We start from the raw sequence: 14686 nt of genomic DNA on the forward strand, positions 1-14686 counted from the left end.
CGACATGACCCCCTCTTCCAAGGCCCCCCGCCCGCTGCTGATCACCGATTGCGACGAGGTGCTGCTGTATATGGTCGCGCCGTTCCGCGACTGGCTGGACGAGGCGCACGATATCGAGTTCGACATGTCCGGCGGCGATTTCGCCAAGGCACTGGTCGATCGCAAGACCCGCGAGGCGGTGAAGCCCGGCGATATCTGGCCGCTGCTCAACGCCTTCTTCGACACCGAAATGCACCGCCAGATGCCGATTCCCGGCGCGGTCGAGGCATTGAAGGCGATCGGCGAGCATGCCGACATCGTGGTCCTGACCAACCTCAACGATCACCGCCAGCAATCGCGCAGCGAGCAGCTTGCGCGCTTCGGGCTGCACCACCGCGTCGTGTGCAACCAGGGGCCCAAGGGCGAACCGCTCAAGCGCATCGTCGACGAGCACGCGCCTTCGGTCGCGATCTTTGTCGACGACCTGCCGCAGCATCACGAATCGGCCGCCGAGCACGCGCCCGAGGTCTGGCGGCTGCATATGGTCGGCGAGACCGCGCTGGCGCCGCACATCCTCTGCGCGGCGACTGCGGGCCATGCGCATGCGCGGATCGACAGCTGGACCGCCGCGCTCGACTGGGTGATGGAACGCATCGCGCTGGGTGTGCCGGCCCCCGGCATCGAGGCTGCGGCTTGACGCTGGCCAGCACATTGGAGAATACGAGCATATGACTGACAGCATTGAACAAAAGCTCGCCGAACTGGGTCTCGAACTGCCCCAGCCCGCCGCTCCCGTCGCCTCTTATGTCCCCGCCGTGGAAGTGGGCGGCATGCTCTACATCTCGGGCCAGCTGCCGTTCATCGACGGCAAGGTCGTCACCGGACGGCTGGGCGAGAATGTCTCGCTCGAGGCCGGAGAGGCCGCCGCGCGCGCCTGCGGCATCATGCTGATCGCGCAGATGAAGGCGGCTCTGGGCTCGCTCGACCGGGTCGAGCGGATCGTCAAGCTCGGCGCCTTCATCGCCAGCACGCCCGAGTTCAACGCCCAGCCCAAGGTCGCCAATGGCGCATCGGACCTGATGGTCCAGGTGTTCGGCGCGGCGGGCCAGCATGCGCGCAGCGCCGTCGGCGTTCCCGTTCTGCCCCTGGGCGCCGCCGTGGAGATCGATGCCATTGTCGCCGTTCGGCCTGCTTGACGGCTGGCTGGCGCCGCCGCCCGAACCCCGCCGCATCGCCTGGCTGGGAGAGCAGCCCTACGCCCATCGCGGTCTGCATGACGGCATGTGGCAGGGCCCTGTGCTCGAAAACGGCCTGCCCGCGTTCACCGCGGCGATCGCCGCCGGCCATGGCATCGAATGCGATGTCCAGCGCAGCATCGACAACCGCGCGGTGGTATTTCACGACTTTTCGCTGAGCCGGCTGACGCTGGCTCAGGGCCGAGTCGATGGCAAGACCGCCGCCGAGCTCACGCAGATCCGGCTGATGGGCCAGAATGGCGCGATCGCAGAACTCGGCGCGGTTCTGGGCGTGGTGCGCGGGCGCGCGCCGATCCTGATCGAGATCAAGACCGAGACCGACCATGTTGCGCCCCTGTGCCTTGCGGTGCGCCGCGCGCTCGAAGGCTATGGCGGCAAGGCGGCGATCATGAGCTTCCACCCGGCAGTCTCTGCCTGGTTCCGGCGGCAGGCGCCGCACATCGTGCGCGGGCTGGTGATGACCGAAGAAGGCTCGCACGGCTGGAAGGGAACGATGCGCCGCCACCTTGATCTTTGGCAGGCCAAGCCCGATTTCCTCGCTTATGACATTCGCGATCTTCCCAGCGGCTTTGCCGCAGCCCAGCGCGCCCGTGGCCTGCCCGTGCTGACCTGGACGGTGCGCACCGACGAACAGCACGCCATCGCCGCCGACCACGCTGATGCGCCGATCTACGAACGCGCCCTGGCGCCGGACCCTTCCCCGCACGCATGAGCGAAAAGGCGATCACCGCCGAGGTCGGCCGCAGCATCGCCGCGCTGGATGCGGGTCAATGGGATGCGCTGGCGGGCACCGACAACCCGTTCGTCTCCCACGCCTTTCTATGCCTGCTCGAAGCTTCGGGCAGCGTCGGCCGCGGCACCGGCTGGACCCCTGCCCCGATCACCATCAAGGGCGAAGACGGCAGGCTGGTCGCGGCGCTGCCCGCCTATCTCAAGAGCCACAGCCAGGGCGAATATGTCTTCGACCACAATTGGGCGCATGCGTGGGAGAATGCCGGGGGAAGCTATTACCCCAAGTTGCAGATTTCCGTCCCGTTCACGCCCGCGACCGGCCCGCGCATCCTGCTCGCCGATCCGGTGTGGTCGCTGCCGATCCTGACCGCCGCGCAGAACCTTGCCGAACAGAACAACCTGTCTTCGGTCCACGCGACCTTCATCGAGCCCGCCCAACTGCCGCTGTTCGAGCAGGCCGGATGGCTGCTGCGCGCCGACACCCAGTTTCACTGGCACGACGAGAATTATGGCGATTTCCAGGGCTTTCTGGGCTCGCTGACCTCACGCAAGCGCAAGGATCTGCGCAAGGAGCGCGCCAAGGCGCAGGAGGGCGTCGAGATCGTCCACCTCACCGGCGACATGATCACCGAAGCGCATTGGGACGCGTTCTGGATCTTCTACCAGGACACCGGCGCGCGCAAATGGGGCCAGCCTTATCTCACCCGCGAGGCCTTCAGCCTGATGGGGCAAACGATGGCCGACCGCATCCTGCTGATCCTTGCGCTGTACGAAGGCCGCCCGATCGCAGGCGCGCTCAACTTCATCGGCAGCGACACGCTCTATGGCCGTTATTGGGGCTGCACGGTGGACAAGCCGTTCCTGCATTTCGAGCTCTGCTATTATCAGGCCATCGACGCCGCGCTCAGCCGGGGGCTGTCCCGCGTGGAAGCAGGCGCGCAGGGCGGGCACAAAATGGCGCGCGGCTATGCGCCCGAGATCACATGGTCGGCGCACTATATCCCCGATCCCGGCTTCCGCCGCGCGGTGGGCGATTTCCTCAAGCGCGAGCGCGCAGCTGTGCAGGCCGACCGCGAAATGCTGACCGAGATGCTGCCATTCAAGCGCGGTCCATCTGCGGCTTGACGCACGCGCGTGCCCGGCGCACGCTGGCGTATCTGCAACCCGCTGATCAACCAGCAGAAAGCCCCACACCTTATGCGCACAATTCGATATGCCGCCCTGCTGCTTGCGTTCGCCAGCCCCACTGCCCTGCTCGCCCAGGCTGCGCCCGACAGCCGACTGACCGGCCAGGACCTGTTTTCGCTCGAGGTCGCCGCCGATCCGCAGATCGCGCCCGATGGCAGTGCAATCGCCTTCGTCCGGCGCGCCAACGACATCATGTCGGACAAGGCTGTCTCGTCGATCTGGCTGGTAAACACCGCGAGCGGCGAGATGACCCCGGTCGCCGCTGGCCCCGGCGGGCACAGCCAGCCGCGCTGGTCGCCCGATGGCAAGCGTCTTGCCTATGTCTCGACCGCCGAGGGCGGCGCGCCGCAACTCTACGTCCGCTGGATGGCGAGCGGAGAGGCGGTACGCATCACGGGACTTCCCGAAAGCCCCGGCAACATCGCCTGGTCGCCCGATGGCACGCAGATCGCCTACACCCTGTTCGTGGCTGCCGAAGGGCCCAGGCTGGGCAAGGCGCCCGAAAAGCCCGAGGGCGCGACCTGGGCCGCGCCGCTCGAAACCTATGACATGCTCGCCTATCGCGCCGATGGCGCGGGCTATATCAAGCCCGGGTTCGACAAGATCTTCGTCGTTCCCGCCACCGGCGGCGCGCCGCGCCAATTGAGCTTCGGCGAGTATCACGACGGCGGCGGGCTGACCTGGAGCAAAGACGGCAGCACGCTCTACTTCTCGGGCAACCGCTCGCCCAACTGGGAAAGCGATCCGGTCGATGCGGAGATCTACGCGCTGGATATCGCCAGCGGCACGATCGTAGCGCTCACCGATCGCGACGGTCCGGACGCATCGCCGGTGGTCTCCCCAGATGGCAGCAAAATTGCCTATCTGGGGTTCGACGACAAGTTGCTCGGCTATCACAACGCGCAGGCCTATGTGATGAACCGCGATGGCTCGGGCAAGCGCGCGGTCGCACCCTCGCTCGATCGCAGCATCGATACGCTCGTCTGGGCGCCCGACGGCCAGGCGCTGATCGCGCAATATGACGACCATGGCGAGACTTTGGTCGCACGCATCGGGATGGACGGATCGGTGCGCGAGATCGTGCGCGGCCTGACTGGCCCGTCGCTCGACCGGCCCTATTCGGGCGGATCGTTCAGCGTCGCGAAGTCCGGCGCGATTGCCTATTCGGGTGGCAATGCCACCAAACCTGCCGATGTCATGCTGGCGAGCGGCGGCAAGACCCGGTCGCTCACCCGGTTCAATAGCACGCTGATGGCGAGCAAGCGTCTGGGCGACGTCCGCAAGGTGACCACCGCATCGACCTTTGACGGCCGCGAGATCGAAGGCTGGCTGACGCTTCCCCCGGGGCATGTGCCGGGAACGCGGGTACCGCTGGTGCTCGAAATCCATGGCGGGCCGTTCTCCGCCTATGGCCCGCATTTCTCCACCGACAACCAGCTCTATGCCGCATCGGGCTATGCCGTCCTCTCGGTCAACCCGCGTGGATCAACCAGTTACGGCGCAGAGTTCGCAAATCTTATCCACCATGCCTATCCCGGCAACGACTATGACGATCTGATCGCGATGGTCGACAAGGCAATTGCCGAGGGCGTTGCCGATCCCGATCAACTGTTCGTCACCGGCGGATCGGGCGGCGGGGTGCTGACCAGCTGGATCGTCGGCAAGACCGACCGCTTCAAGGCGGCGGCGACGCAGAAGCCGGTGATCAACTGGACCAGCCAGGCGCTGACCGCCGATGGGCCTGCGTTCTTTGCGAAATACTGGTTCGGCAAGATGCCGTGGGAGGATCAGGCGAGCTATTGGGCGCGCTCGCCCTTGTCGCTCGTCGCCAATGTGAAGACGCCGACTCTGGTGGTGGTCGGCAGCGAGGATTACCGCACCCCGGTCAGCGAATCCGAGCAATACTACACCGCGCTCAAGCTGGTCGGCGTGCCGACGGCTCTGGTCAAGGTTCCGGGCGCCAGCCATGGCGGCATCGCGGCGCGGCCATCGCAAAGCGCGGCCAAGGCCTCGGCAATCATCGCCTGGTTCGAACGCTACCGCAAACCGGCAGCGCAATAGGTCAGGCGGCGCGCGCTGCGATCTGCTGGAGCCAGGCGCGGGCTTCGCGCTGGGCTTCGGCGATCTGCCGTGCGGTCATTTCCTCGGAGATTTCCGCGCGGCACAATTGGCTTTCCTCATGCCCCTTCACGGCGGCGAGGTTGAACCATTTGTGCGCCTCGATCAGATCGACGTTGACGCCGTGTCCCCCGGTGGAAAATGCCACCCCGAGATCGAAATAGGCGTTGATGTCGCCGCGCGCGGCGGCGGCCAGCTTGCTCTCGATCAGAAACGTCGCGGACTTCAGACTGTTAGCCATCTCACATGCCCCTCTTTGCATGGCCGGTTGATCCGACAGGGGCGAGAGTGGGAAAATGTGGTGAAGAAAAGGTTAATCCGGCAGATACCATGCCAGAAGTTTTACATTACCTTGCGTTTACGGGCATATTATCGATGAGCCGAGTGCTGCCGATACGCGCTGCGACCAGCAGGCGCGCGGGTCGATCGGCGATCTCCATCGGCTGGAGCGTCGCCGCATCGGCCAGGGTAACATAATCGACGCTGGCAAATCCGGCGGCGAGCAGCGCCTGTTCGATCCCGCGCGTCGCTTCACCCACCGGGCCGCCCGCCTCGATCACCGCGATCCCCGCCTGCATCGCGCGCGGCAGCATCGCGGCTGCCGCGCGCTGTTCGGATGTCAGATACGCGTTGCGCGACGACAGCGCGAGCCCGTCGGCATCACGAACCGTCGGCACGCCGATGATGTCGAGCCCGAAATTGAGATCGCGCGCCATCGTGCGGATCACGGCCAGCTGCTGGTAATCCTTCTCGCCGAACAGCGCCATGTCGGGCTGGACCTGATTGAACAGCTTGGCGACGATGGTGGCGACGCCATCGAAGTGGCCCGGCCGGGCCGCGCCGCACAGGCCATCGCTGACCCCCGCCACGCTGACATTGGTGGCAAAGCCGGCCGGGTAGACCTGATCGACATCGGGTGCCCACAGGATCGCGACGCCAGCCTCGCTCAGCATCGCGGCATCGGCCTCTTCCTGCCGGGGATAGGCATCAAGATCTTCGTTCGCGCCGAACTGCATGGGGTTGACGAAGATCGAGGCGACCACATGGTCGGCCCGCTGTTTCGCCTCGCGCATCAGTTGCATGTGCCCTGCGTGCAGCGCGCCCATGGTGGGCACCAGAGCCACCTCTCCGCCCTGCCGCCGAAGCAGCGAAACCGCTGACCGCAACCTGTCTACCCGACGTATGATTTGCACCTTGGTAAAGCCTCCGATAGGGAACTGCCGCATGGGGTACGGGTCGTGCCCGCACGTGATTCACTAGGCAGCACTGGCACATTCGTCGTCCTGCTGGAAGGGGCTGAAAACCATGGACATGATGACGCGCAAGGCGTCCCCGCACCATATCGTATTTGCCAATGAAAAGGGCGGCACCGGCAAATCGACCAGCGCGGTGCATGTCGCAGTGGCGCTTTCGTATCTGGGCTTCCGGGTCGGCGCGATCGATCTCGATCCGCGCCAGCGCACGCTGCATCGCTATCTGGAAAACCGCGTCGCCACGCAGCAGCGCCGCAGCATCACCCTGCCCACCCCCAATTTCGAGGTGTTCCAGGACGACACTCAGGCGCGGCTGGAGCAGATGGTCAGCAAGATGAGCCAGGAATGCGACTTTCTGGTCTATGACACACCCGGCCGCGACGACAAGTTCGCGCGCTTCGTCGCCACCCGCGCCGACACGCTGGTCACCCCGCTTAACGACAGCTTCGTCGATTTCGACCTGATCGGCCAGGTGGACCCCGAAAACTTCAAGGTCCGCCGCCTGAGCTTTTATGCCGAGCTGATCTGGGAAGCGCGCAAGGCGCGTGCCAAGACCGACGGGATCGAGATCGACTGGGTGGTGCTGCGCAACCGCACCCAGCAGACCGACGCGCGCAACAAGCGCAGGCTCGATGCGGCGCTGGCCGAACTCTCCAAGCGCGTCGGCTTCCGCTATGTTCAGGGCCTGTCCGAGCGCGTGGTCTATCGCGAGCTGTTCCCCTCGGGGCTCACCCTGCTCGACAAGGGCCATCTGGCGGATCTGGGCACCAGCCACATCATCGCGCGGCAGGAACTGCGCGAGATGGTCTCCGCGCTCAACTTGCCCGGCGTCGGCAGCCGCGCCGCCGAACGCCAGCCACAATTGCTCTGATCAGGGTGCCTTCGGCATCAGCTTGAGCGTCATCGCGGTCATCGCCTCGGCGGCGGTCGCGATGACGGTATCGGCTTCGGGCGCCCAGAACGGGCTGTGCAGCGAAGGCATCTCGATGCCCTCCTTCTTGGCCTTGGTGTATTCGGCGACCGGCACCCCGCCCACCCAGAAGATCAGGCTGGTGATGTTGTCCGGGTCCGCGCGGTAGAAGCGGCTGAAATCCTCGCCCCCCATCGACGGCGGTACCTGCGCCACGCGCTGATCGCCAAACCGCGCCTTGAGCATCGCGGCGGTTTCGCGGGTGAAATCGGGGCTGTTGTAGACCGCAGGGGTGAAGGTGTCGCTCATCGTCACCACCGGCATCCTGTCCTCGGGCACGCCTGCGGCAATCGCCTCGCCCTTGGCGATGCGCTTGATGCCTTCGAGTATCTTGGCGCGGGTTTCGTCCGAATAGCTGCGCACGGTGAGCAGCAGCGTCGCCTCGTCCGAGATGATGTTGTGCTTGGCGCCAGCCTGGAAGCTGCCGACGGTGACCACCGCGGCGTCCTGCGGGTCGAGCTCGCGGCTGATGAGCGTCTGCAGCGTGGTGACGATGCGCGCGCCCAGCACGATCGGGTCCTTGGTCGACTGCGGATAGGCCCCGTGCCCGCCCAGCCCCTTCACCTTGATATCGACGCTGTCGACATTGGCGAGCGCAAAGCCCGGGGTGTAACCGATGAACCCGGCGGGCGCCTGCGCGGCATCATGGAAGCCGAGCACATATTTGGGTTTGGGAAAGCGCGTGAACAGACCGTCTTCCAGCATCGCCACCGCGCCCGATCCGATCTCCTCGGCCGGCTGCAGGATCATGACCAGCGTGCCCGACCATTCCGCCTTGCGCTTGACCAGCTGCCGCGCGGTGGCGACCCAGCCGGTCATGTGCGTGTCATGCCCGCAGGCGTGCATCACCCCGGTCTCGATCCCCGCCGGGCTCATCGCGCGCACCTTGCTGGCATAGTCGAGGCCGGTCTGCTCGACCACCGGCAGCCCATCCATGTCGGCGCGCAGCATCACCACCGGCCCCGGGCCGTTCTTCATCACCGCGACCACCCCGGTCTTGCCGACACCTTCGGTGACCTCGAAGCCCAGTTTGCGCGCCTCTGCGGCGAGCTTCCTGGCGGTCTTCACCTCCTGGAAGCTGAGCTCGGGATTGGCGTGCAGATCGCGGTAGAGGTCCATCAGGCCCGGCATGTCCGCGGCGATATCGGCGCGGATCGTGTCCTGCGCCTGCGCGGGCATCGCAACCGCGAGCGCCAGAGTGGATGCGGCAAGCGCGCGCGCAAACATCGATGCGACCGGCATAAGTGTCTCCCCAGACATATGTTTGGCCAGGAAGCTAGCGGCTTGGATCTGCCATGTCAGTCAAAAACGCTCAGCCGATCTTGCGCGCCATCAGCACGCCGACCGTCATCACCACCATGCCGCCGATGCGCAGCGCGGTGAGCGGACTGCGCGGCACCCCGAACAGGCCGAAGTGATCAATCAGGGCGGCGGCGACGATCTGCCCCAGCAGCACCAGGAACACCGCGTTGCCGATGCCGAAGCGCGGTCCGATCCAGGTGATCGACAGAACATAGAACGCAACGAATGCACCGCTGAAGAACAGGTGCGGCGGCGCGGCGCGGACCTTGGCCAGATCGGGCATGCCGACAACCGCGGTTGCCGCCGCCGCGATGGACAGCGCCGACAGGAACAGGATGACCGATGCCGCCGCCGGGTTCGCCAGCCTGACGCCGAGCTGGCTGTTCAGCGCAGCCATCACCGGAATCCCGATCCCGGTCAGCAGCATGATCATCGAATAGCTCAGAGCGGTTCCGCTTGGCATGGGCGTTACCTCATCGGACGCAGATCGATGATGTCGAGCGTCGATTCATAATAGGGGTTGGGAAAGACGATCCGCCAGCGGTCCTTGCCGATCCGCTCGACGGTTCCGGCCATGTCGCGTTCCTTGTCCTGGCCATAAGGCACCAGCGTCTCGTCGTCGCCCAGCATCAGCGAGCCGAGGAACACCCCGCTGCGCTTGCCATCGGCGTGGATGAACCCGACCGGGCGCTGCGATCCGGTGAGCTTGACGAACTGCCGCGTCGCGCTGCTGCCGTAGATCGCGCAGGCAAAATCGGGATAGGCGATGAACGCCAGATACTTGCCGCCCAGCTTGTGCGTCGCGCACAGATATTTGCCCTCGGGCGGCAGCGGGTTTTCCAGGCGCTTCTTGGGGTCGTACAGCAATGCCGCCTTGGCCAGCTCTCCTGCAAATTCGGAAGCCTGCACCTCGGCAAGTGCAGCGGCGAATGCCGAATCGCGCTGTCGGAGCCGCTCGGCGTCGGCGGGAGTGATGATGTCCTGCCAGCGCTGCGCGGGCGCGGGCGAACCAAGCGCCAGCGCGGCCAGTGACAGCCCGGCTACAAACCTCAAAGCCATGCTCTCTCTCCCCTTGTTTCCTGGGCCCCGGCGGCCCTGTCAGCCGTGCGGGGCGAGGTCGAACGCCGCAGTCTTGCCGTCCATGATATTCTGCGCGAGCAGGTCGCCGCGCTTCATCACCGCCTGCACCGCCTCGATCCCCTGCTCCCAGTGCATGTCCATGGTGCCGCGCGAAAACTCGAAGTCGCGCATCCCGCTTTCCCAGCGCTGCACATTGTAGATCAGGTGAACGATGTTGACTGCATTGTCCTCGACCAGCGCGCGGACGCGCTCGACATTGGGATCGCTGCACATATCGGGCGGCAGCATCGCCAGCACCTTGCGCAGCGCCTCGTGCTCCTTGCGCAGCTTGAGATAGTAATCGGTCACCTGCCGGGTGCGGCTGGAATAGCGGATATCCTTCTCGCGGCTCATCACGTCGGCAAACTTGGTGGGCAGTTCGCCGCGCGCGGGAAACAGGTCGATCTGGAAGGCGAGCATGTCGCTGGTCTGGTTGTCGAGTACATAGGCGAGCGGCGTGTTGCTCACCAGGCCGCCATCCCAGTAATGCTTGCCGTTGATTTCCACCGGCGCAAAGCCCGGTGGCAGCGCGCCCGATGCCATGATGTGCCGCGCATCGATGGTCTGCGGACCATGCGGGTCCTTGGTGTCGAAATAATAGAAATTGCCCGATTCCACGTTCACCGCGCCCACCGAGAAGCGCACGGGCCCGTTGTTCAGCCGGTCCCAGTCGACAAAGCGGTTGAGCGTCTCGATCATCGGGGTGGTGTCGTACATGCTGACCGCGGCAGGCGTTCCCGGCCAGGCGAAGGTCGGCGGCAGCATGTGCGGGCGGAAAAAGCCCGGCACGCCGACGGTCGCGGCCATCGCGGCGCCCGCATAATGGTTCATCTCGCGCCAGTAATCGGCATCGCCCAGCATGAAGTCGAACGTGCCCGAGGTTACCAGCTCCCAGAACTCGCGCAGCCGGGTGCAGGCGAGATGCGGCTCGTTGCCCGCGATGATCGCCGCGTTGATCGCACCGATCGAGATGCCTGCGACCCAGTCGATTCGCACATTCTGCCGCACCAGCTCGCTGAACACGCCGGCCTGATACGATCCTAGCGCACCCCCGCCCTGCAGCACCAGCGCGACGGTTTCAGGCAGCGGAACGGCTGCGGACTGGGTATCCAGCGCATCTTGAGTGCCGGGCATAGAAGGTCCTTATCTGGTGGCGTGCGTCCACGCGCTTTGACGCCAACCCTATGCCGCAGCGCACCATAACGCAATTGGCGTGAAAAAACGGTGCTGCCAAAACGCCGTTCCCGGCGTACCATCCCTGCCAATCAGGACAGGAACCGCCAACGCCATGAAGCTCGACGACTATCGCACCTCCGACAATATCTCCGACCAGCGCGGCGGCGGCGGGGGTGGCCCGCGCTTTCCCATCGGCGGCGGCAAGATGGGCATCGGCACCATCCTGATCCTGGGGATCGCGGCGCTGGTGTTCGGGATCAACCCGATGGAGCTGATGCAGGGCGGCGGCATGACTGGCGGCGCTCCGGTGCAGACGCAGGGCCCTGGAGCGGCTGGAGGCCAGAGCGCGGACCAGAGCTGCGCGGTCGATGAAAAGAGCAAGTTCAGCTGCCAGGTGCTCGCCAGCACCGAGGACACCTGGGGCGCGCTGTTCAGGGAACAGGGGCAGACCTATCAGCCCGCCACCCTCACCTTCTACGACCGCAACGGCCAGTCCGGCTGCGGCGCGGCGCAAAGCGCGATGGGGCCGTTCTATTGCCCCGCCGACAACGGCATCTATCTCGACACCAGCTTCTTCGACGAGCTTGCCACCCGCTTCGGCGCAGCGGGCGATTTCGCGCAGGCCTATGTCATCGCGCACGAGGTCGGCCACCACATCCAGACGATCAGCGGCCGCTCCGATCAGGTCCGCCGCGCCCAGCGCACCGCCAGCGAGGCACAGGGCAACGACCTGCAGGTGCGCATGGAGCTCGAGGCTGACTGCTATGCCGGGGTTTGGGCCGCGCGCAACCGCGAGCGGATCGAGCCGGGCGATATCGAAGAAGGTCTGACCGCCGCCAACGCCATCGGCGACGACACGCTGCAAAAGGCCGCCGGACGCAGGCCGGTGCCCGAAAGCTTCACCCATGGCACGTCGGCACAGCGCATGGCGTGGCTGAAAAAGGGCCTGAGGACCGGCGATCCGGCGCAGTGCGACACGTTCAGCGCGGCGCGGCTCTAGAACGGTGCATCGTTTTGCAGGTCCGCGCGTATCCGCAACAAGGGCGTCCCGTTTGACGCCGACATGAGGGGAACAACCATGCACCGCACCGTGATCACGCTTGCCAGCCTTGCCTTTGTCGGCAGCGCCCTGCCTGCCAGTGCGCAGAACCCGGGCTCGAATGGCCCGCGCTCGACCGAACAGGTGGCAGAAGAGGTGGTGACCCAGCCGGTCGAGGATGTCGGGCTCGACAAAAAGGACATTCCGGAAAACCTGATCGCCATTCAGGACAAGCCCTATTCGCTGGTGGGCATCAAGACCTGCTCGCAGATACGTAGCGCGATCGGCGACATGGACGCGGTGCTGGGCGAGGATCTGGACGTGCCCTATGAAAAGACCCGCGACGACAAGCGCAAGGACACCGCAGGCAAGGTCGGCGGACTGATCGTCAACTCGATCATCCCCTTCCGCCGCGTGATCCGCGAGATTTCGGGCGCAGCAGCGCAGGAGCGCCGCTACAATGCCGCGGTCTATGCCGGCGTCGTCCGCCGAAGCTTCCTCAAGGGCGTCGGGCTGCAGCGCGGCTGCAAATACCCCTCCGCACCTGCGCCCGCGAGCATGAAGTAAAAGTCCTCTTGAACAAACCCCGTTCTCCGGCGAAAGCCGTCGTCGTTACATTATAACGCTTTGGTCGATTCAGCCGTCATTCCCGCGAACGCGGGAATCCCGCTTTTCACAGAGGATGCTTCCAAAAGCGGGACCCCCGCTTTCGCGGGGGTGACGGGAATATCTGTTGCAAGAGTGTCGGCAGTTGGGACTGGTTTTGGGGGCAACACACATGCGACGTTTTCCGGTCCGGCGGCTGGCCGATTGCCACACGGTCGACGATTTTCGTGACCTCGCGCGCCGCAAGCTGCCCTATCCGGTGTTCCATTACATCGATGGCGCCGCCGACGACGAGGGGACGCGGCGCCGCAACACGGCAGCGTACGAGGACTGCGACCTGATCCCCAACGTGCTGGCAGGCGTTGCCGATATCGACATGTCGACCACGCTGATGGGGCGCAAGATCGACATGCCCCTGTTCCTCTCCCCCACCGCGCTGCAGCGACTGTTTCACTGGCGCGGCGAAAAGGCGGTCGGCGCGGCGGCGGAAAAGTTCAACACCTTCTTCGGCATCTCCTCGCTCGCCACGGTCAGCCTTGCCGAGATCGGCGACAGCATCTCCAGCCCCAAGCTGTTTCAGCTCTACGTCCACAAGGACAAGGGATTGAACGCCGCGCTGATCCAGGCGGCCAAGGCAGCGAAGTTCGATGCGCTGGCGCTGACCGTGGATACCATCGTCTCGGGCAAGCGCGAGCGGTGCCTGCACACCGGATTCACCTCTCCGCCCAAACTCACGCCCCGGTCGGCGCTGAGCTTTGCCACGCATCCGGGTTGGTCGCTCAACTACATGGGCCGCGAACGCTTTTCGCTGCCCAACCTCGAAAGCCATATCGCGGCGGGCAGCAATGCCGCGATTTCGGTCGCCGACTATTTCAACACCATGCTCGACCAGTCGATGGACTGGGCAATGGCCGAGGACATCCGCAAGGCCTGGGACGGCCCGTTCTGCCTCAAGGGGATCATGAGCGTCGAGGATGCGCGCCGCGCCGTGGCGATCGGCGCAACCGCGATCATGGTCTCCAACCATGGCGGGCGCCAGCTCGACGGCAGCCGCGCGCCGTTCGACCAGCTTGCCGAGATTGTCGATGCGGTCGGCGACAGAATCGAGGTGATCTGCGACGGCGGCATCACCCGCGGCACGCATGTGCTGAAGGCCTTGAGCGTCGGCGCGAAGGCGTGTTCGGGCGGTCGGCTGTATCTCTACGCGCTCGCCGCCGGCGGTCAGCGCGGGGTGGAGCGCACGCTTGCCAACCTGCGCGGCGAGATCGAGCGCGGCATGAAGCTGATGGGGGTCACCCGGCTCGACCAGCTGACGCGGGACAACCTGCGCTGGCGGTGATTGTCGCGGACGTTCAACGGGGGCGGCCGACCTCTCCGGTGGCGCTGATGATGATCCGGTCGCTATTGGCGCCGCGCGACAGCACCACCTCCACTGGGGCGTTGGGAAGCCCGGTGCTGTCGAACCAGAAGCGCGCGCGCGAAGGGGCGGCGGCAGCAGCAGCATCGGTCCCAGGCGGCGCGGCGACATCCGCCGCCTCGCCCTCGATCCGCGCGACCGTCCCCGGTTTCCAGTCGCGGTTGGCGAGCGTGCGCGCGTTCAGGGGCACCCATTGCCGGTCCTGCCGCGCATCGAAACCATAGCCCGACGGCGCGATCCACACAGCGATGGGCCGAGCGCTGACCACCGCCTCATCGCGCGCCGCCGCGACACGCGCCGCAAAGCGATCGGCGTCTTCGGAGAGCGCCGCGCTGTCGCCGGGCAACGACAGCACAACCGCGCCCGCGACCAGGCCGATGATGAACAGCACCACCATCAGCTCGATAAGGGTGAAGCCGTTCCTCAAATCCTCCCCGAGCTTGTCTCGGGGAGGGGGACCGCCGACCAAAGGTCGGGGGTGGAGGGGTAGCGAGGCGCACATCGTTTTCATGGGCTCGATCCCGCTGCCCC

The 14686-nt window shown here is 65.6% G+C and carries 16 protein-coding genes; 9 read left to right on the forward strand and 7 right to left on the reverse strand.

What is annotated here, in order from left to right; translation table 11 throughout:
- Positions 1-4: 4 nt before the first annotated feature.
- The 5 genes from IP68_RS09770 to IP68_RS09790 all read left to right on the forward strand — a co-directional run bounded on the left by IP68_RS09770 (position 5) and on the right by IP68_RS09790 (position 5216).
- The gene (locus IP68_RS09770; protein ID WP_054134763.1) at positions 5-676 is read left to right on the forward strand and encodes a hypothetical protein; all 672 of its coding nucleotides are present in this window, start codon (positions 5-7) and stop codon (positions 674-676) included.
- A gap of 31 nt (positions 677-707) precedes the next feature.
- A complete protein-coding gene (locus tag IP68_RS09775; protein ID WP_054134764.1) occupies positions 708-1175 on the forward strand; it encodes a RidA family protein in 468 nt (155 codons plus the stop codon).
- The gene (locus IP68_RS09780; RefSeq protein WP_054134765.1) at positions 1147-1947 is read left to right on the forward strand and encodes a glycerophosphodiester phosphodiesterase family protein; all 801 of its coding nucleotides are present in this window, start codon (positions 1147-1149) and stop codon (positions 1945-1947) included. Before IP68_RS09775 ends, IP68_RS09780 begins: the two co-directional genes overlap by 29 nt.
- Complete coding sequence (locus tag IP68_RS09785; protein ID WP_054134766.1) at positions 1944-3092, forward strand: GNAT family N-acetyltransferase; 1149 nt, start codon at positions 1944-1946, stop codon at positions 3090-3092. Before IP68_RS09780 ends, IP68_RS09785 begins: the two co-directional genes overlap by 4 nt.
- Positions 3093-3164: 72 nt before the next feature.
- On the forward strand, positions 3165-5216 hold the full coding sequence (locus tag IP68_RS09790; protein WP_054134819.1) for a S9 family peptidase: 2052 nt from the start codon (positions 3165-3167) through the stop codon (positions 5214-5216).
- 1 nt (position 5217) lies between these two features.
- On the opposite strand, the gene IP68_RS09795 is transcribed toward IP68_RS09790, so the two are convergent.
- Complete coding sequence (locus IP68_RS09795; protein ID WP_033926480.1) at positions 5218-5514, reverse strand: sel1 repeat family protein; 297 nt, start codon at positions 5512-5514, stop codon at positions 5218-5220.
- Between the two features lie 106 nt (positions 5515-5620).
- Positions 5621-6466, reverse strand: a complete 846-nt coding sequence (gene panC, locus IP68_RS09800) for a pantoate--beta-alanine ligase (RefSeq protein ID WP_054134820.1) — start codon at positions 6464-6466, stop codon at positions 5621-5623.
- Positions 6467-6578: 112 nt separating this feature from the next.
- Between panC and IP68_RS09805 the strand changes: the two genes are divergently transcribed.
- Positions 6579-7397, forward strand: a complete 819-nt coding sequence (locus tag IP68_RS09805; RefSeq protein ID WP_171900198.1) for a division plane positioning ATPase MipZ — start codon at positions 6579-6581, stop codon at positions 7395-7397.
- On the opposite strand, the gene IP68_RS09810 is transcribed toward IP68_RS09805, so the two are convergent.
- The 4 genes from IP68_RS09810 to IP68_RS09825 form a co-directional block, all read right to left on the reverse strand.
- Complete coding sequence (locus tag IP68_RS09810; RefSeq protein ID WP_054134767.1) at positions 7398-8738, reverse strand: amidohydrolase; 1341 nt, start codon at positions 8736-8738, stop codon at positions 7398-7400. It abuts the gene before it with no gap.
- Positions 8739-8808: 70 nt separating this feature from the next.
- On the reverse strand, positions 8809-9261 hold the full coding sequence (locus IP68_RS09815) for a DMT family transporter (protein WP_054134768.1): 453 nt from the start codon (positions 9259-9261) through the stop codon (positions 8809-8811).
- A 5-nt stretch (positions 9262-9266) separates the two neighbouring features.
- The gene (locus IP68_RS09820; RefSeq protein WP_082382255.1) at positions 9267-9857 is read right to left on the reverse strand and encodes a DUF4893 domain-containing protein; all 591 of its coding nucleotides are present in this window, start codon (positions 9855-9857) and stop codon (positions 9267-9269) included.
- Between the two features lie 39 nt (positions 9858-9896).
- Entirely contained in the window at positions 9897-11051 is a 1155-nt protein-coding gene (locus IP68_RS09825) for a patatin-like phospholipase family protein (protein WP_054134770.1), read from the reverse strand.
- Positions 11052-11205: 154 nt separating this feature from the next.
- On the opposite strand from IP68_RS09825, the gene IP68_RS09830 reads away from it, so the two are divergent.
- From IP68_RS09830 to IP68_RS09840, 3 genes are all read left to right on the forward strand, one after another.
- Entirely contained in the window at positions 11206-12093 is an 888-nt protein-coding gene (locus IP68_RS09830) for a neutral zinc metallopeptidase (protein WP_054134771.1), read from the forward strand.
- A 78-nt stretch (positions 12094-12171) separates the two neighbouring features.
- Positions 12172-12699, forward strand: a complete 528-nt coding sequence (locus IP68_RS09835; RefSeq protein ID WP_054134772.1) for a hypothetical protein — start codon at positions 12172-12174, stop codon at positions 12697-12699.
- A gap of 211 nt (positions 12700-12910) precedes the next feature.
- On the forward strand, positions 12911-14077 hold the full coding sequence (locus IP68_RS09840) for an alpha-hydroxy acid oxidase (RefSeq protein WP_054134773.1): 1167 nt from the start codon (positions 12911-12913) through the stop codon (positions 14075-14077).
- Between the two features lie 13 nt (positions 14078-14090).
- On the opposite strand, the gene gspH is transcribed toward IP68_RS09840, so the two are convergent.
- Entirely contained in the window at positions 14091-14582 is a 492-nt protein-coding gene (gene gspH, locus IP68_RS09845; RefSeq protein WP_231683881.1) for a type II secretion system minor pseudopilin GspH, read from the reverse strand.
- Positions 14583-14686 lie beyond the last annotated feature (104 nt).

It is taken from the genome of Blastomonas sp. AAP25 (genome assembly GCF_001295965.1).
In the GTDB taxonomy this organism is placed as follows: Bacteria; Pseudomonadota; Alphaproteobacteria; order Sphingomonadales; family Sphingomonadaceae; genus Blastomonas; species Blastomonas fulva.